Here is a 17446-nt window from a genome sequence, read left to right on the forward strand (position 1 = left end):
GAAAGGCGTCATTGCGGTGGCACAACGCACCGCGAAAACGGAACAATGACAGCTTCACATGACAGTGATGAAACTGGCTAGGGACAACCCTGTGGATAGATCGTGGGCAGCCGGTGGGAATCCGGTGGATGCCGGGATCACCCGCCGGGCAGCGACGCGAGGCCGTATGTGGCGGCCGGGCCGGAGGAGCGGCCGCAGGGTAACGCCGTTGCGCCCTCCCCCCCCCGGATCATTGCCGGCCAGCGGCCGGCACTACCGGAATTCCGGAGTGGTCGTGCCGGCCGCTGGCCGGCAACGCACGCCCTCAGGCCCCCTCACGCCCGGTGTGGGTACCCAGGTACTCGGCGCTCTGCATTTCGATCAGGCGCGAGGCGGTACGCTCGAAGGCACCTGTTACTCATGTTCTGCGTGAACACGGAATTTCTGACTGCCTTGTGCCAGAAGAATCTGGGGCTTTTACACATGAGCAGACTACGCTTCGATCAACCCCAGCGCTTCGCCCAAGCCTTCAACAAATCCGGCTTGCTCACCTGAATACTCCATTGCGATGCTTTCAAACTGCACGCACAAAGACGATTTGGAATCCACGTCCATCATTTGCAATGTGGAAGCCAATCGTTCGAGCCCCTGCACTGCAGCATCTGGATCCAATACGTCATCCGTCGAAAACTCGAGGAAGATGGCAAGCTCAACGATCGCTCGCGCAACGTGCTTGTTGATTTCCTGACTCATGATTCACCCTCACCGGAATACTTGAAGCAGCCGAGCGTGGGCTCGGCTCTACAACCAGCAGAACCCCTCACGCCCGGTGCGGGGTACCGAGGTACTCGGCGCTCTGCATTTCGATCAGGCGCGAGGCGGTACGCTCGAAGGCGCCCTGCAGGCGCTGGCCGGTGTACAGCTCGATCGGCGAGGTGCTGGCGGTGCAGACCAGGTTGACGTGGCGGTCGTACAGCTCGTCGATCAGGTTGACGAAGCGGCGCGCGGCGTCCTCATTCAAGCGGTCGAAGGCGGGAATCCCGCCCAGCAGCACCGTGTTGAACTCGTGCGCGATCTCGATGTAATCCGACGGCCCACGCGGGCCCTCGCACAGCGCGGCGAAATCGAACCAGGCGATGCTCTTGCCGCGGCCCCGGACCGGGATCTTGCGGCCCTCGATCTCGATGTTGCCGGGCTTGGCCGGCTGGCCGCCGCTCAGTTCGCTCCAGCGCGTGGCCAACCAGTCGTCGCTGTCGGCCGCCAGCGGTGCGCGGTACACCGGCGAGCGGGTCAGCGCGCGCATCCGGTAGTCCTCGGTGCCTTCGGCATACAGCTCGACGCAGAAGCGCTGCAGCAGGCCGATGGCCGGCAGGAAGCTCTCGCGCTGCAGGCCGTTGAGGTAGAGGTTCTCCACCGCGGTGTTGGAGGTGGTGACCAGGGTCACGCCCTCGGCGAACAGGCGCTCCAGCAGCCGCGCCAGCAGCATCGCGTCACCGATGTCGGTGACGAAGAACTCGTCCAGCACCAGCACGCGCAGGTTGCTGCGCCATTCCTGGGCGATCTTCGCCAGCGGGTCGCTCTGGCCCTGGTGCTCGCGCAGGCGCTCGTGGACGCTGCGCATGAAGCGGTGGAAGTGGGTGCGGTACTTCTGTCTGATCGGCAGGCCATCGTAGAACAGGTCGACCAGGAAGGTCTTGCCGCGGCCGACGCCGCCCCAGAAGTACAGGCCCTTGACCGGCTCGGGCTTTTTCCAGAACGAGGACAGGCGGTCCAGCCAGCCGTCCTCGGCACTGTCCAGCAGGGCCAGGTGGATGCGATCCAGCTCAGCCAGCGCCGCATGCTGGGCCGGATCGTCCTGCCAGTCACCGCGGGCGACCCCTTCCGCGTACCGCTGCGACGGGGTCAGCTCGGTTGCACTCATGCCGCCGCGCCCAGCCAGTGCTTCACGCCGTGGGTCAGCGCGCCACGCAGGTCGATCAGCTTGCGGTGGAAGAAGTGGCTGGTCTCGGGCATGCGCACCAGCTCATGCGGGAACTCCAGCGTGTCCAGCCACTGGTAGACAGCCTGCGGATCGACGATCTCGTCCTGCTCGCCCTGGATCACCAGCCAGCGCGCCGGCGGCACGATGCCATCGAAATCCCAGCGCCCGGCCGGCGGCGCGATCGAGATCAGCGCTTCCGGCTGCAGCGCGGCGGCGGCCTTCAGCGACACGAACGAACCGAAGCTGAAACCGGCCAGCCACAGGCGGTCGTGCGGGCGCTGGCTGCGCACCCAGGCGGCGACCGCCTTCAGGTCGTCCTGCTCGCCCACGCCGCCATCGAAGGTACCGGCCGAAGCGCCGACGCTGCGGAAGTTGAAGCGCACCGTGGCGATGCCCAGCTCGCGCAGGGTCGTGGCGGTCATGGTGACCACCTTGTTGTGCAGGGTGCCGCCCTCGGTGGACAGCGGATGGCAGACGATGGCCACGATCGGCTGTGCCGGCACGTCGGCCTTGGGCAGGTCGACGACCACTTCCAGCGGGCCGGCCGGGCCGTCCAGTTCGAGGCAGGCGGTTTCGCCGGGGGCGACGGGGAACGAAGGCTTGTGCATGGCACCATGATACCGTCCCCCGCCCCTGCCCTGTGCCCGCCCCATGCTCTACCTGTCTTTGGCCGTGATCTGCAGCGTGCTGGTTTCGGTGTTGTTGAAGGTGGCCGGACGCCGCCAGCTGGATGTTTCGCAGATGGTCACCTGGAACTATCTGGTGGCGGCAACGCTCACCGCCGTGGTGCTGCAGCCGCCGCTGGATTCGCTGCGCGCGCCGCACGCGCCGTGGCTGTCATTGCTGGCGCTGGCGGTGGTGCTGCCCTCGATTTTCCTGGTGCTGGGCCGCGCGGTGGCGGTGGCCGGCATCGTCCGCAGCGACGTGGCGCAGCGGCTGTCGCTGCTGCTGTCATTGGCCGCCGCCTTCCTGTTCTTCGGCCAGACTGCCACGCCGTGGAAGCTGGCCGGGCTCGGCCTGGGCCTGCTGGCGATGGTGGCGATCAGCCTGCGCCCACGCGGGCCGGTGGTCGCGTCCTCGCCCGGCGGCTGGGGCTGGCTGCTGGGGGTATGGGCTGGGTTTGCGGTGGTGGACGTGCTGCTCAAGCAGGTGGCGCTGTCCGGCACGCCGTCGATGGCGGCGGTGCTGGCCAGCTTCAGCGTGGCCTTCGTGCTGATGCTGGCGCTGCAGCTGTGGCGGCATGCGCGTGGCCGCAGCCGGCTGGCCTGGCGCAACCTGGGCGCGGGCGCGCTGCTGGGCCTGCTCAATGGCGGCAACATTCTCTTCTATGTGCACGCGCACCAGTCGATGCCGGACAGCCCGGCCACCGTGTTCGCCGGCATGAACATCGGCGTGGTGGTGCTGGGCGCGCTGGTGGGCGTGTTCGCCTTCGGCGAGGCGACCACCCGGTGGAACCGCGCCGGCCTGGCGCTGGCGGTGCTGGCGATCGGGTTGATCGCCTGGGGGTGAGCGTTGGTTGCGGCGGGCCATTTCCGCGCCCGCGGTGGGATGTCACTTTTCTTTTCGCGCGAAAAGAAAAGTAACCAAAAGAAACGCGCCGCCAGCCGCGAGCCGGTGCTGTGCACCGGCTCCCTGCGCTTCTCGGTGAATCAGGGGACGGCGCCGAACTCGCTGCGCTCAAACATCGGCGCCTCTTCGCCCCTGATTCACCTGCGATGCTCGGCTCGCTTGAAGACGGAGTGGAAGATCAAAAGCAACGGCAGGATCCGTGCCGATCAAGGTCCCGCCCAGAGCAGGTCCCCGCCGAACCTTATCTGTCGAAACCCAACAACAGCGGGTCGTGGTCGGAGCTGCGCCACGGGCCCTGCACGTTGCGGCCCTGGTAGCCGCTGGCATCCTGCTCGTCGGCGTTGCTGTGCCACTCGGCGGCACCGCGCAGGCGCTTGGCCATGCCCGGGCTCAGCAGCGCGTGGTCGAGGCGGCCGGTATAGCCGTTGTAGACGTAGCTGTAGGGATGCTCGATCTTGGCGACCTTGAACGCGTCCTGCCAGCCCAGGTCATGCAGGGTGCGGATCGGGTCTTCCATCGCGTAGGCATTGAAATCGCCGAGCAGCACCGCGTCCTTTGCACCGGTACCGGTCGGGTCGGTCTGCAGCCAGGCGTGCAGCTGCTGCGCCGAGGTCACGCGGGTGGCGTTCCAGCAGCCCTGGTTGTCGTTTTGGTCGGCGTCGGCACCGGCGGCGTCGCGGCAGCCCTTTGACTTGAAGTGGTTGGCCACCACCACGAACGGCGCGCCCTGCTTGCCCTGGAAGGCCTGCGCCAGCGGCACGCGGCTGTGCTCGACGAAGGGGCCACCGGTCAGCGTGGCCGGCTTGCCCACCGGCTGCAGGCGCGCGCTGCGGTAGATGATGCCGACCCGGATCGGGTTGTCACCGGGGCCGTTGCCCGCGTCGACAAAGCGCCAGTCGCCCTGCGCGCCACGGTCGCGGTTGAGCGCATCGACCAGTTCGGCGATGGCCGACTGCGGGCCGTAGCCGTCGTTCTCCAGCTCCATCAGCGCGGCGACATCGGCGCCCAGCGCGTTGACCGTGGTGACCAGCTTGGCCATCTGCGCCTTGTGTTCCTCCAGCGTGCGTGCGCCGCGCAGGGTCGGGAAGCCACCGCCCTGGCCGTCGCCGTTGAAGAAGTTCTCCAGGTTGAAGGCCGCCACATGCAGGTTGCCCGGCACGGTCGGCACCGCCGGGCGCTTCAGCTCCGGCAGCTTCAGCGCGCCTTCGACCTGCAGGCGCGGATGGCCATGCGCATCCATGCGCACGATGCCCTGCACATCGCGCAGCTGCATGCCGGTGCGCAGCACCGGGTTGCCCGGCAGGTAAGCCACGCTGGCCGGGTCGCGGGCATCGCTGCCATCTTCCAGCACCAGGCGGCGGCGCTGGTTGTCGGCCATCACCTGCTCATAGCCGGCAGTGCCCGGCGTGGCCACTTCGGTCGGCTGCCAGAGGCGGCCATCGAAGGCCACGGTGAGCTGGCCGAAGCGCTCCAGGCCGTCGGTACCGGCCAGGGTCAGCGGTGCGGCGATGCGCACGCGCTGGCCATCCAGTGCACGCCAGTCGGCCGGCGCGGCGGTCAGCACCACGGTGGCGCTGCTGCGCGCAGCGGAGGGCGCCGCGGCCGGTGCGGCCTGCGGCTGGGCCTGGGCAAAGGCGCCGGCCGGCAGCAGCAGGGACAGGGCAAGGGCGAGGGAACGGCGGCGCATCGGCGGGCGACTCCATGGAAGAGGCGCACAGACTAACCTTGAAATGCGAAACCCCAGCGACGCGCGCGGTTTTGGCCTTGGCCGGCAAAGCCGCCGGTGGCAGACGGAGAACGACCGCGGCGATTGGGGCGACCGGCGGGTAGAGTCGACTGTTAATCGACTATCGCGCGCAGCGCGGGCTTTTTCGGTGGCGTTGGGAAGAGCAGTCGACCAACAGTCGACTCTACCCCCGTTCCGCGGTTCCGCCATCCCGTTCGGCGGTTCCATGTTCCGACGTTTCCGACGTTTCCGCCGTTTCGCGGTTTGGCCGTCCCGGCGCCTACTTCAGGTTGCCCAGCATCCAGTCCACGGTGGCGTGGATCTGTTCCTCGGTCAGCGCCGGGTTGCCACCCTTGGGCGGCATGATGCCGCCATCCGGGCCGGTGTAGCCCTCGATGGCGTGCTTGTAGAGGGTGTCCTTGCCCTGCGCGATGCGCTTGTCCCAGTGCGAATGGTCCAGCGTCGGCGCCATGCCCACGCCGGTGGTGTGGCAGGCCGTGCACAGGTTGTCGAAGATGACCTTGCCGTCCTTGGTGCCACCGTAGGCCACCTGCGAGGCGGCCTTGGCCAGCGCGGCGGCCTTGGCCGCTGCCTGCGCGGCGGCGCCGGTGCTGCCGGCATAGACCGCGCCGGTGGGCGAAATGCGCTGTTCGGTGCGCTTGGCCGCCGTCGGCGACACCTCGGGCGGAATCCGGGTGTGGATGTAGGCGGCAAGGAGGATGAGGCCGAGGGTGATGGTCGCCAGCAGCGCGATCACCATGGAGAAGCGTTTCAGGAACTCCAGATCGTAATTCCGCACTCTTCGTTACCCCTGGCTGATAGTCGTTGGACCACGGCTGAGCGACTGCGTGATGGACCGAGTATAGAACGCGCTTTGCGTGCGACAACAGGCGTCACTGCTGGTGCGGCGCAACATGCCGGCCCGGTAGTGCCGGCCGCTGGCCGGCATCGCCATCCCGCCGGATGGATCGTGCAGAAACCGGCCAGCGGCCGGCTCTACCACGTTACCGGGCGCCGATTGCGCGCAGGCAGAAGCTGCAGATCGCATCCACCAGCGCGTCTTCGTCGCGGTGCGCTTCGCGGCTGGGTGCGGTCGGGCCGACCATCGCCTCGGTGAAGGCGCCGACCAGGCAGGCGGCGGCCACATGCGCGTCCTGCGCAGGCAGCTCACCGGCGGCCACGCCCTCCTCCACCAGCCGCAGGAACACGTCGCCGAAGGCGCGACGACCACGCATGCGCTCAGCCTCCACGTCCGGATCGACCGGTTCGACGATGAAGGCATGCGCCAGCCCCGGCCCGGCCAGGGCGCGGCGAACGAAGGCGGTGATCGCCAGCCGCAGGCGCTCGCTGGCCACCTCCGGACCACTGGCGATGCGCTCCATGATCGCGACCTCGTGGGCCACCGCGGCGTTGAGCACCTCCACGAACAGCTCGGCCTTGGACGGGAAATGGCGATAGATCAGGCCGGTGGATACCCCCGCCTGGGTCGCCACGGCGGTCACCGGGGCGTTGCGCCAGCCGCCGGTGGCGACCAGCTCACGGGTGGCCAGCAGGATCCGTTCACGGGCCCCGGCCAGGCGTTCTTCCATCAGTGCAGAGCGTTTGTAGGCCATGTTTTGATTCTGGTTTCAATTTTTGAATTTGTATTCACTTCTTATCCGAACCCCGCTACGCTGGGGTCCAATCGCCCGTGCGGGCAGCGGTCCTGCAGACCGCCGCCCGCTTTCCCGCCGGGTGCGTCCATTTCCTGCCATCCCGTCGTGGAGCCACCACAATGCACGTGCCATCCCTGAACTTCGACCTTGGCGAAGACATCGACCTGCTGCGCCAGAGCGTGGCCCATTTTGCTGCCGCCGAGGTCGCACCGCTGGCCGCCGAGGCCGATGCCAGCAACCAGTTCCCGCTGGCCCTGTGGCCGAAGCTGGGCGAACAGGGCCTGCTCGGCCTCACCGTGGAAGAAGCATACGGCGGCACCGGCATGGGCTACCTGGCCCACGTGGTGGCGATGGAAGAAATCTCGCGTGCCTCCGGCGGGATTGGCCTGTCCTATGGCGCGCACTCCAACCTGTGCGTGAACCAGCTGCGCAAGAACGGCAACGAAGAACAGAAGCAACGCTTCCTGCCCGGCCTGTGCGACGGCAGCCTGGTCGGCGCGCTGGCAATGAGCGAGCCGGGTGCCGGTTCGGACGTGGTGTCGATGAAGCTGCGCGCCGACAAGCGCGGCGACCGCTACGTGCTCAACGGCAACAAGATGTGGATCACCAACGGCCCGGATGCGGACGTGCTGGTGGTCTATGCCAAGACCGACATGGACGCCGGCGCCAAGGGCATCACCGCGTTCCTGGTCGAGAAGGGCATGAAGGGCTTCTCCACCGCGCAGAAGCTGGACAAGCTGGGCATGCGTTCCTCGCCCACCTGCGAGCTGGTGTTCCAGGACTGCGAAGTGCCGGAAGAAAACGTGCTGGGCCAGGTTGGCGGTGGCGTGCGCGTGCTGATGTCCGGCCTGGACTACGAGCGCGTGGTGCTGTCCGGCGGCCCGCTGGGCCTGATGGCCGCGGCGATGGACGTGGTGATGCCGTACGTGCACGAGCGCCACCAGTTCGGTGAGGCGATCGGCAGCTTCCAGCTGATCCAGGCCAAGATCGCCGACATGTACGTCGGCCTGGGCGCCTGCCGCGCCTATGTCTATGCCGTGGCGCGCGCCTGCGACCAGGGCCGCACCACCCGCCAGGACGCCGCCGGTGCCATCCTGTACGCCGCCGAGAAGGCGACCTGGCTGACCGGCCAGGCGATCCAGATCCTGGGCGGCAATGGCTACATCAACGAATACCCGACCGGCCGCTTGTGGCGCGACGCCAAGCTGTATGAAATCGGCGCCGGCACCTCGGAGATCCGCCGCATGCTGATCGGCCGCGAACTGTTCCAGCGCACCCTGTAAGGCCACCGCGATGACCGTCCTGAACAGCCAGCTGCAACCGGGCAGCGAAACGTTTGAAAGCAACCGCGCGGCCATGCAGGCCGTGGTCGACGATCTGCACGCCACCCTGGCGCGCACCGCGCTGGGTGGCAGCGAAGCCGCACGCGCCAAGCACACCGCACGCGGCAAGCTGCTGGTGCGCGACCGCATCGACGCCCTGCTCGACCCCGGCAGCGCCTTCCTCGAAATCGCGCCGCTGGCCGCGCATGGCATGTACGAAGACGCCGTGCCGGCCGCCGGCGTGGTGGCCGGCATCGGCCGGGTGAGCGGCGTGGAATGCGTGATCGTGGCCAACGATGCCACGGTCAAGGGCGGCACCTACTACCCGATGACGGTGAAGAAGCACCTGCGCGCGCAGGAGATTGCCGAACAGAACCACCTGCCGTGCATCTACCTGGTCGATTCCGGCGGCGCGTTCCTGCCGCTGCAGGACGAAGTCTTCCCCGACCGTGACCATTTCGGCCGCATCTTCTACAACCAGGCCAACCTGTCGGCGCAGGGCATTCCGCAGATCGCCTGCGTGATGGGCAGCTGCACCGCTGGTGGCGCCTACGTGCCGGCGATGAGCGACGAGACGGTGATCGTGCGCGAGCAGGGCACGATCTTCCTCGGCGGCCCGCCGCTGGTGAAGGCGGCCACCGGTGAAGTAGTGACCGCCGAGGAACTGGGCGGCGCCGACGTGCACACGCTCTTATCCGGCGTGGCCGACCACATGGCTGACAACGATCTGCAGGCACTGGCACGGGTGCGTGCGATCATCGCGCAGCTGAACTGGCGCAAGCCGGAACCGGCGATGGCGGTGCAGGCCAGCGAAGAACCGCTGCTGCCGGCACACGAACTGTACGGTGTGATCCCGGCCGATACGCGCAAGCCCTACGACGTACGCGAGGTGATCGCGCGCCTGGTCGATGGCTCGCGCTTCGACGAATTCAAGCCGCGCTATGGCGCGACGCTGGTGACCGGCTTCGCCCATCTGAACGGCTACCCGATCGGCATCATCGCCAACAACGGCATCCTGTTCTCCGAGTCGGCGCTGAAGGGCGCGCACTTCATCGAGCTGTGCACCCAGCGCAACATTCCGCTGGTGTTCCTGCAGAACATCACCGGCTTCATGGTCGGCCGCAAGTACGAACAGGGCGGCATCGCCAAGGACGGCGCCAAGCTGGTGATGGCGGTGGCCTGCGCCAGGGTTCCCAAGTTCACCGTGGTGATCGGCGGTTCGTTCGGCGCCGGCAACTACGGCATGTGCGGCCGCGCGTACTCGCCGAACTTCCTGTGGATGTGGCCGAACGCACGCATCGGCGTGATGGGCGGCGAGCAGGCCGCCAGCGTGCTGGCCACGGTCAAGCGCGATGGCATCGAGGCCAAGGGCGGCCAGTGGCCGGCTGCGGAGGAAGACGCGTTCAAGGCGCCGATCCGCGACCAGTTCGAGCAGCAGGGCCACCCGTACTACGCCAGCGCGCGCCTGTGGGACGACGGCGTGATCGATCCGGCCGACACCCGCCGGGTGCTGGCCCTGGCGCTATCGGCCAGCCTCAACGCCGCCCCGCAGCAGACGCGCTTCGGCGTGTTCCGCATGTAATCCATGCCATGACCGAGCACGCTCCCATGAAGCCCGTTGCCATGTTCACCAAAGTCCTGATCGCCAACCGTGGCGAAATCGCCTGTCGCGTCATCGCCACCTGCCGCCGCCTCGGCATCGCCACCGTGGCGGTGTATTCCGATGCCGACCGCAACGCGCGCCACGTGCGCCTGGCCGACGAAGCCATCCGCATTGGTCCGGCCGCCGCGCGTGAGAGCTACCTGCGCGGCGATGCGCTGCTCGACGCGGCACGCGCGACCGGCGCGCAGGCCATCCACCCCGGCTACGGCTTCCTGTCCGAGAATGCCGACTTCGCCGATGCCTGCACCGCCGCCGGCATCACCTTCATCGGGCCGCCGGCCAGCGCCATCCGCGCGATGGGCGACAAGAGCGCGGCCAAGGCGCTGATGGCCAAGGCCGGCGTACCGCTGACCCCGGGCTACCACGGCGATCAGCAGGCACCGGACTTCCTGCGCACGCAGGCCGACGCCATCGGCTACCCGGTACTGATCAAGGCCAGCGCCGGTGGCGGTGGCAAGGGCATGCGCAAGGTCGAGCGCAGCGAGGACTTCGTCGATGCGCTGGCCAGCTGCCAGCGCGAGGCGGCCTCGGCGTTCGGCAACGACCACGTTCTGGTCGAGAAGTATGTCGAGCGCCCGCGTCATATCGAGATCCAGGTATTCGGCGACAGCCACGGTGACGCGGTGTACCTGTTCGAGCGCGACTGCTCGGTGCAGCGCCGCCACCAGAAGGTGCTGGAAGAAGCGCCGGCCCCGGGCATGAGCGCGGAACGTCGTGCGGCGATGGGCAAGGCGGCGGTCGATGCCGCGCGCGCGGTGGGCTATGAAGGTGCGGGCACGGTGGAGTTCATCGCCGGCCCGGACGGCGATTTCTACTTCATGGAAATGAACACCCGCCTGCAGGTCGAGCACCCGGTCACCGAGTACATCACCGGTACCGACCTGGTGGAATGGCAGCTGCGCGTGGCCTCGGGCCAGCCGCTGCCGCTGCGCCAGGAGCAGCTGGCCATCCACGGCCACGCGATCGAAGCGCGCCTGTATGCCGAAGATGCCGACCGTGGCTTCCTGCCCTCCACCGGCACCCTGCGCCGCCTGCGCCTGCCAATCCCTTCGGCCCATGTGCGCGTGGATACCGGCGTGGAGGAAGGCGACAGCATCACTCCGTACTACGACCCGATGATTGCCAAGCTGATCGTCTGGGACGTGGACCGCGATGCCGCGCTGCGCCGCATGAGCCAGGCGCTGGCCGACTGCCAGGTGGTAGGCGTGACCACCAATGCCGGCTTCCTGCGCCGGCTGGTGAATACCGATTCGTTCGCGCACGCCAGGCTGGATACCGCGCTGATCGAACGCGAACAGGCGGCATTGAGTGCAGTGGGCGAAACGGATGATGCCCTGTGGCAGCTGGCCGCCGTGGCCGCGGTTGCTGGCACTGCCGGTGCCAGCACCGACGCGCGCGACCCGCATTCGCCATGGCAGGCCCAGGATGGCTGGCGCCTCGGCGCATCGGCACCGCGCGTGCTGCCGCTGCAGCAGGGCGAACGCAAGCACACGCTCAAAGTGTGGGCACAGGCCGATGGCTGGCGCGTGCAGCGCGATGACGCCGCGCCGGTTCAGGTGATCGGCACAGCCGATGCGCAGCATCTTACCGTGCAGCTGGGCGAACGCCGCTGGTCGCTGCAGCTGCTGCGCGACGGTGACCAGCTGTACCTGTTCGGCGCCGACGGCCAGCACCGCTTCACCCTGCACGATCCGGTGGGCGAATCGGACCACGCCGTGGCGGATGCCGGCAGCCTGCTGGCGCCGATGCCGGGCAGGATCGTCGCCACGCTGGTCGCCGCCGGTACCGAGGTCAAGCGCGGCACGCCGCTGGTGGTGCTGGAAGCGATGAAGATGGAGCACACCCTGCAGGCACCGGCGGATGGGACGGTGAAGGGCTATCGCGCCAAGGCCGGCGACCAGGTGGGTGATGGTGCGGTGCTGGTGGACTTCGACGCGGCGTGATGCAGCAGAGGCCGCGCGGGGTCAGCCCGCGCGGTCTTCAAGGTTCCAGATCACGCCTGCCGGGTCCAGTTCGCTGGTCGTCATCCGTGATGCACGCCATCCGAAACCGCAGACCGCGAGTACCCCCTCATTGATCGTGTCCAGGCCCAGGGCACGTTCGATGGGCTTTTCGTTGATCGCTGCAGTAATGAATGCTCCCAGGCCGGCATCCGTGGCCGCCAGGTACAGCGTCTGGGATAGATGTCCCGCCTCCATCGCGACAACCCGATAGCTTTTCCCATGCTGGCGATACTTCCAGTACGTCCTGTTGAAACGTGGGGCCAGGACCACCAGCACGTGCGCATCCGCGAACCAGTGCTGCTGCCCGACCATGGACATCACGAAGTCGCGATCGATGGCCACGGGGCAATCAACCGGCATCAGTCCGTGGCCCTGCGCTCGATAGAGGTACATGCCCGCGGCAAGTCCATCGACATTGCGCACCAGCACGTAGGCTTCCACAGGATGCAGTCCGCCGCCCGAAGGTACGTTCTTCTTCAGGAACACCAGATCATCGCCTTCGCGCTGGCAGCTGCTGCTGCCGAATGCCCGTTGCAGCATCTGGCTCAGCAGGGGCAGCGGCAGTGATCGGGTGACATCGAAGTTCCGGCAGGTGACGCGCCGCGCCAGCAGTGCGTCGAAATCGGTGGACTGCTGAGGCGGCAGTGGTACCAACCCAGCGTCGGCAGCGGCAGCGTGCGGTGGCGGCGGTCCCAATGTCCTGCGCATCTGCGAGGCCGTTTCGATCTGTGATTCACGCATGTTGCGAACGGCGTCAACATCCTCCCAGCGTGAGAAGGCATGCATGACCGCAGCCAGGGGGTGCCAATGCGTTGCACGCAGCCGCTCGTCACGAGCGGCAACATCGTCATCCTGTCCGCGAGTCAACACCAGGCCACTGGCGATCAGCAGGTCCATGGCAGGTGAACAGGCCTTCCCTGCCTCAAGCGTGGTCCATGCACTTGGGCTCAGGCTTCCCAGCAGTGCCTGTGCCGCAGCGTCCAGCACCACCGGTCCATCCAGGTGGGGGGCGAGTGCCTCCCAGGCAAGCGTGCGCACCAGCCCATCACCACCGCGCAGCAGGCCCTCAAACTCAAACCGGATCTGCTCGGTGGGCTGTACCACTACGATCGCGCAGCGCCTGACATCCATCGGATCAGCCCTTCCTTCATCGTGAATCCACGTTATCGAACCGCGACCCGATTCCTTTACATCTCCCGCTCTACCCTCTCAAGAACCGCTTTGCCAAGCCGACATCACCACTGCCCCTCGACACTCCATGGATGCAGGACACAATGCCCACGTTGACGCTCTCGCTGCCGGTCGCAAGGACGCTGGTTCAGCGCCTCGCCACCGATGACACCTTCCGCCAGCTCTTCGCTACCGACACGGCCGCCGCGATACTGCTGGCTGGACACGTTCCATCCAACCCGGCTGACCTTCAGCAGTTCGTCCAGGATTGCTGCAAGAACATCTGCCTGGCGGAGAAAGACGTCATCGCACAGGCCGAAGACCAGATCATCGCCATGCTGACCAGTGGTACCGGCTACTCCGTGCCGATGCTTGAGGACGGTTACGGCTCGCCGCGCACGCTGCGCTGAGGCATCGAGGCCATGGTGTCGGCAGCCTCGATTGCCGGCGCCGCCATGAGCCTCCGCACATCCACTACGTTAAGCGCCTGCAGGCAGAAGCTGCATTGCGCTTCTGCATATGCAAATCCGGGGCGATCACGCAGCCAACGCGTCTGCTCCTGGGCAACATCCTTCAGGCCCGCCTCCAGCGCCAGGTCACGCACTGCCAGCCGCACCTGCAGGCGTGGCTGCTTCTTCAGCAGCGGTACGAGCAGGTCCAGCCCGGCCTGGGGCCGGCCCTCATGCTGCATCATCCGCCCGGCCAACAGGGTGACGTACTGGCGCAACACGCTGCTGTCAGGGAGATCCTGAAGCGCGTTCATCCGGGCCTGGACCGCCTTGGCCGGTGCGGCATCGCCCAGTCTCAGTGCCAGCAAGGCTGCTGCGTGTGCTGCAACCAGGCGATCCACCACCTCCACCGCGGGTTCGCCGCTCAGCTCTGCGAACGGCGCGGTCGCGGCCACGCGCGCCACCATCAGCGCCTTCGACCTTCTGCCGGCCATCATGTAGGCGACGGCCAGGGGCATGTCGAAGTTGTACCGATCCATGCCCTGGCGCTGTCCGGCAAGCATCCTTCCCTGTTCGGCGAGCTTGATGGCGCCCTCGACATCGCCTTGGTCAAGCGCAATCGTGGTAGCGAAATTGCCAGCATGGAAGTTGCCTGGATCGATCCGCCCAAGCAGCGCATTGGCCTTCTCGAACTCGGAACGCGCTGCCGCCACCGTCGCCTGGCGCATCAATGCACCTTCCCAACCATTGCCGGCGGCACGGCTGAACGCGATGTCAGCCTCTGCGTAGCGCTCGCTGGCCAGCAAGGCGCGGCCGTACTGGTCCTGCGCGATCTCAGGCAGCTCGACCCTGCTTTGTGCAACACGCCGGGAAAGCGCCAGGGCCTCGGCAACGCGGTTCTCGTGGAAAAGATTCAGACCGGCGTTGTAGCTTGCAGGCATGTAATCCGGATACAGCTCCGCCATGCGCGCCCAGCCGTCGGTGGCGCGATCCGGATCACTGATCTGCAGCGCCCAGTTCTGCACGTACAGGCGCTCGCGTGGCGTAAGGTGCCCTGATCGACGGTCGGCCTCTGCCAGCAGACGCCGGGCATCGCGGTAATTCATCATGGCGAAGCGACAGCGGGCTTGGCCCAGCCATGCCAGGGCGAACTCAGGATCGACCTCGATCGCCTGCCCGAAGAACGCCATAGCGCCGTTGAAATCTCCTCGGCTGTAGCGCTTCTGGCCCAAGGCAAACGCACGCAACGCATCCATGCTGCCCGTGGTCACCTCCGGCAGGGATTGGCTGTCGCGCTGGATCAATGCGGGCTCTTCGCCCAGGCGATCACGCAGCTGGCGCGAAACATCGTCCACCGCCGCCAGTACTGCACCGGCCTTCGCATCGGCGGATACCACGGCCAGGGTGCGCAGCGTCGACGGCTCGACCACCTCCACGCTGAAGCGGGTTCGGCCGCCGACATCGGTCGCCGATGGCACGAACACCAGGCGGGCGCCCGTGCGCACCGCCACAGCGGCGGCATCGCCACGTTCACGGACACCGCGATCCGGCGGTTTCCGCATCATCTCAAGGGTGCGGCCGACGCGGTCGTCACTGACGACGTTGACGTAGCGGGACTGCTCGAGACTGATCCGGAACGCCTGGTCCAGGGCGTCATCGAGCAGTCGATTGCCGGTGAGGTTATGCAGCCCGCCGAGCACCACCCAGTCGCGTTCGGCGAACGCGATGGCCGGCTGTGGCCGGGTCAGCAACCAGACACCAAGCACTGCGGCCAGCAGTACGGCGGCCTGCGCCGCCATCGCCAGCGGACGGCGCCACAACGGAAGATCACGCCGGGCCTTGGCCGTGTGCCGCAGCCGCCCCGGGGTGGGCATGCCCGCCGCCTGCACGCCGTAGACTTCGGCTGGCTGGCTCACGCCCTTGAAGCGCCATCGCCCGAACGATCGCCATTGCAGGCCTTCAGCCATCGCGCCCAGCGACCCACTGGAGCGACGCACGATGGATTCGGCCACCGCCGAAAGCAGGATCTGGCCCGGACGTGCCAACTGCATCAGGCGCGCCGCCGTCGGCTTGGCCAGGCCTTCGACTTCAATCGCCTTGGCGCCAGCCCGCACTGCCTCGGCGCTGTTCTCCCAGGTCAGCACATCGCCCACATGCAGACCAGCCCGCGCCTGAAGATGGATCTCGTGTCTCTGCCCCAGCGGTTGCAGCCCACGCTGGTAATCCAATGCGAAGCCAAGCGCGTCGATCGGGCGCTCGAACAGCATGAACAGCCCGTCGGAGCGATCGATCAGCTGGCCGTTCCAGCGCTGCTGCAGCGCCAGCACCAGCCGGTCGTGTTCCTGGAACAGTTCGGCGGCAGCGACATCGCCGATGCGTTCGACCAGCAGCAGCGAGTCACACAGGTCGGTGAATAGCAGGGCGCGCAGTTGCTGGTTGTGCGGCGCCGACGTTCCGTTGTCGCCATTCATCGCCTCTGTCTCCCGATCTAGGGTGAGTCCACTGCGTCTGCCCAACGCAGGCAGTTGCCACCATCACGCTTGGCCTGGTACAGCGCACGATCCGCGCTGGCGTACCACTCGCTCCAGCCCGCATCCGGGTCCAGCAGGCTGGCGCCGATGCTGACCAGGCTGACGTGCGGCGTGCCGTGGCTGCGCTCGAGCAGGCCGTGTACCGCGCTGAGGATGAACTCTGCCGCGTGCTGCACGATCTCGTGGTTGCCACGACGCAGGATCAGGCAGAACTCGTCACCGCCGAGCCGGCAGGCCAGGTCCTGCTCACCGGCCATCGAGCGCAGGATGTTGCCCATGCTCTGCAGCACGCGATCGCCGGCCTGGTGGCCATGGCGGTCATTGATCTGCTTGAAGCGGTCGCAGTCGATGAGCAGCAGCGCCTGCGGCAGCCCACTGCCATCGGCGCGGCATTCCTGCAGGTACAGGGTGAGGCCACGGCGGTTGTGCAGCCCGGTCAGTTCATCGGTACGCACCAGTTCACGGGTGTGGGTCAGCTGGTGGGTAGTGATGTACAGATTGTCCAGCGCGGTTTCCAGATCATGGTTGCGCCGGCGCAGCTGGCTGATCAGCGCCTGTTCGTTGGTCAGCACGCGCATGATCGTGCGGCGCAGGAAGTAGGCGACCAGGCCCGGATCGGATTCCACCAGACGATGGAAGTCGGCGGGCCCCAGCTCAAGCACCTCGCAGTCCACCAGAGCGCGCGCACTGGCGCTGCGCGGGTGATCACCCACCAGCAGGCCCAGCTCACCGAAGAACTCCTGCTGCCCGAGGGTCTTGATCACCAGGTCCTCGCCGAAGTCCAGTTCGATCTGGCCTTCCAGGATCACGTACATGCGCTCGCCACGGTGGCCACGCTGGAACAGCCACTGCCCGGCATGAAGCTTGCGTGGACGGGCAAATCTGGCGAACAATGCGACCTCGGCATCGGACAGCAGCGCATGCACGATCTCGGCCATCGCCACCCGGGCGATACCTGACGTCACATCACTGTTCTCGGCCGCACCCCTGCCGGTCATTCCCTGCACCCGCCGCCAGCGTCCCCTGGTGAGCCGCGGAGCATAGCACCGCTTTAAAATGTGCGCCCTATCTCATTTTGAGCCGTGTGGTCCGCTTTCCCGATGTGAAGGCGCACGGTGGCCGTTCTGCCCGCCACGGTCCAGGGAAAAGTCGTTCCGGATCAATCTGATGGCCACCTTCACAGGGTTTCGGCCAAGTTGCCGGACTGTGGGGTGCGCTGGATTGACGCTGCATGCGTTCATCGAGTTTCCATCGATACAACAACGCCGGCAAGTCCCCCGACCGGCCGGCGTTGCCTGGCCCTTCCCTGGCCACCCTGATCGGATTCGCGACCCCGATAGAGCCGGCCGCTGGCCGGCTTCTCCGTAGTGCCCGAAGGCGCACGTGGGTGTCGGCCAG

The 17446-nt window shown here is 67.1% G+C and carries 14 protein-coding genes; 5 read left to right on the plus strand and 9 right to left on the minus strand.

Annotation, left to right across the window (positions count from 1 at the left end; genetic code table 11):
• Positions 1-471: 471 nt before the first annotated feature.
• From AC5P8Y_RS13840 to AC5P8Y_RS13850, 3 genes are all read right to left on the minus strand, one after another.
• Positions 472-732: a hypothetical protein gene (locus AC5P8Y_RS13840; RefSeq protein ID WP_111097703.1), complete on the minus strand. Its 261-nt coding sequence runs from the start codon at positions 730-732 to the stop codon at positions 472-474.
• Between the two features lie 67 nt (positions 733-799).
• Positions 800-1900, minus strand: a complete 1101-nt coding sequence (zapE, locus tag AC5P8Y_RS13845; RefSeq protein ID WP_053504951.1) for a cell division protein ZapE — start codon at positions 1898-1900, stop codon at positions 800-802.
• Positions 1897-2568, minus strand: a complete 672-nt coding sequence (locus AC5P8Y_RS13850) for an alpha/beta hydrolase (protein WP_049465451.1) — start codon at positions 2566-2568, stop codon at positions 1897-1899. Before AC5P8Y_RS13850 ends, zapE begins: the two co-directional genes overlap by 4 nt.
• A 43-nt stretch (positions 2569-2611) precedes the next feature.
• Here AC5P8Y_RS13850 and AC5P8Y_RS13855 point away from each other — a divergent pair, with 43 nt between their 5' ends.
• Positions 2612-3469, plus strand: a complete 858-nt coding sequence (locus AC5P8Y_RS13855; RefSeq protein ID WP_049403806.1) for an EamA family transporter — start codon at positions 2612-2614, stop codon at positions 3467-3469.
• 301 nt (positions 3470-3770) lie between these two features.
• On the opposite strand, the gene AC5P8Y_RS13860 is transcribed toward AC5P8Y_RS13855, so the two are convergent.
• The 3 genes from AC5P8Y_RS13860 to AC5P8Y_RS13870 form a co-directional block, all read right to left on the minus strand.
• Complete coding sequence (locus AC5P8Y_RS13860; protein ID WP_049404814.1) at positions 3771-5216, minus strand: ExeM/NucH family extracellular endonuclease; 1446 nt, start codon at positions 5214-5216, stop codon at positions 3771-3773.
• A 319-nt stretch (positions 5217-5535) separates the two neighbouring features.
• Positions 5536-6054 (minus strand): c-type cytochrome, encoded by a 519-nt coding sequence (locus AC5P8Y_RS13865; RefSeq protein WP_005407662.1) that lies wholly within the window; start codon positions 6052-6054, stop codon positions 5536-5538.
• A 205-nt stretch (positions 6055-6259) separates the two neighbouring features.
• Entirely contained in the window at positions 6260-6868 is a 609-nt protein-coding gene (locus tag AC5P8Y_RS13870) for a TetR/AcrR family transcriptional regulator (protein WP_005407661.1), read from the minus strand.
• A 161-nt stretch (positions 6869-7029) separates the two neighbouring features.
• On the opposite strand from AC5P8Y_RS13870, the gene AC5P8Y_RS13875 reads away from it, so the two are divergent.
• Genes AC5P8Y_RS13875 through AC5P8Y_RS13885 form a run of 3 tightly spaced genes read left to right on the plus strand, consistent with a single transcriptional unit; the run spans position 7030 to position 11838 of the window.
• On the plus strand, positions 7030-8193 hold the full coding sequence (locus AC5P8Y_RS13875) for an isovaleryl-CoA dehydrogenase (RefSeq protein ID WP_005407660.1): 1164 nt from the start codon (positions 7030-7032) through the stop codon (positions 8191-8193).
• A 10-nt stretch (positions 8194-8203) separates the two neighbouring features.
• On the plus strand, positions 8204-9814 hold the full coding sequence (locus tag AC5P8Y_RS13880) for a carboxyl transferase domain-containing protein (RefSeq protein ID WP_495202025.1): 1611 nt from the start codon (positions 8204-8206) through the stop codon (positions 9812-9814).
• 8 nt (positions 9815-9822) lie between these two features.
• Positions 9823-11838: an acetyl-CoA carboxylase biotin carboxylase subunit gene (locus tag AC5P8Y_RS13885; protein WP_414498107.1), complete on the plus strand. Its 2016-nt coding sequence runs from the start codon at positions 9823-9825 to the stop codon at positions 11836-11838.
• 21 nt (positions 11839-11859) lie between these two features.
• Here AC5P8Y_RS13885 and AC5P8Y_RS13890 read toward each other — a convergent pair whose 3' ends face one another.
• Positions 11860-13029, minus strand: a complete 1170-nt coding sequence (locus AC5P8Y_RS13890; protein WP_033833259.1) for a putative peptide maturation dehydrogenase — start codon at positions 13027-13029, stop codon at positions 11860-11862.
• A 143-nt stretch (positions 13030-13172) separates the two neighbouring features.
• Here AC5P8Y_RS13890 and AC5P8Y_RS13895 point away from each other — a divergent pair, with 143 nt between their 5' ends.
• Complete coding sequence (locus tag AC5P8Y_RS13895; protein ID WP_033833258.1) at positions 13173-13478, plus strand: NHLP-related RiPP peptide; 306 nt, start codon at positions 13173-13175, stop codon at positions 13476-13478.
• On the opposite strand, the gene AC5P8Y_RS13900 is transcribed toward AC5P8Y_RS13895, so the two are convergent.
• Positions 13451-15988 (minus strand): putative peptide modification system cyclase, encoded by a 2538-nt coding sequence (locus tag AC5P8Y_RS13900; RefSeq protein ID WP_033833257.1) that lies wholly within the window; start codon positions 15986-15988, stop codon positions 13451-13453. The genes AC5P8Y_RS13895 and AC5P8Y_RS13900 overlap by 28 nt on opposite strands.
• 17 nt (positions 15989-16005) lie before the next feature.
• Positions 16006-17046: a GGDEF domain-containing protein gene (locus tag AC5P8Y_RS13905; RefSeq protein ID WP_024956231.1), complete on the minus strand. Its 1041-nt coding sequence runs from the start codon at positions 17044-17046 to the stop codon at positions 16006-16008.
• Positions 17047-17446 lie beyond the last annotated feature (400 nt).

This window comes from Stenotrophomonas sp. YJH_SMC_12-1 (genome assembly GCF_059370935.1).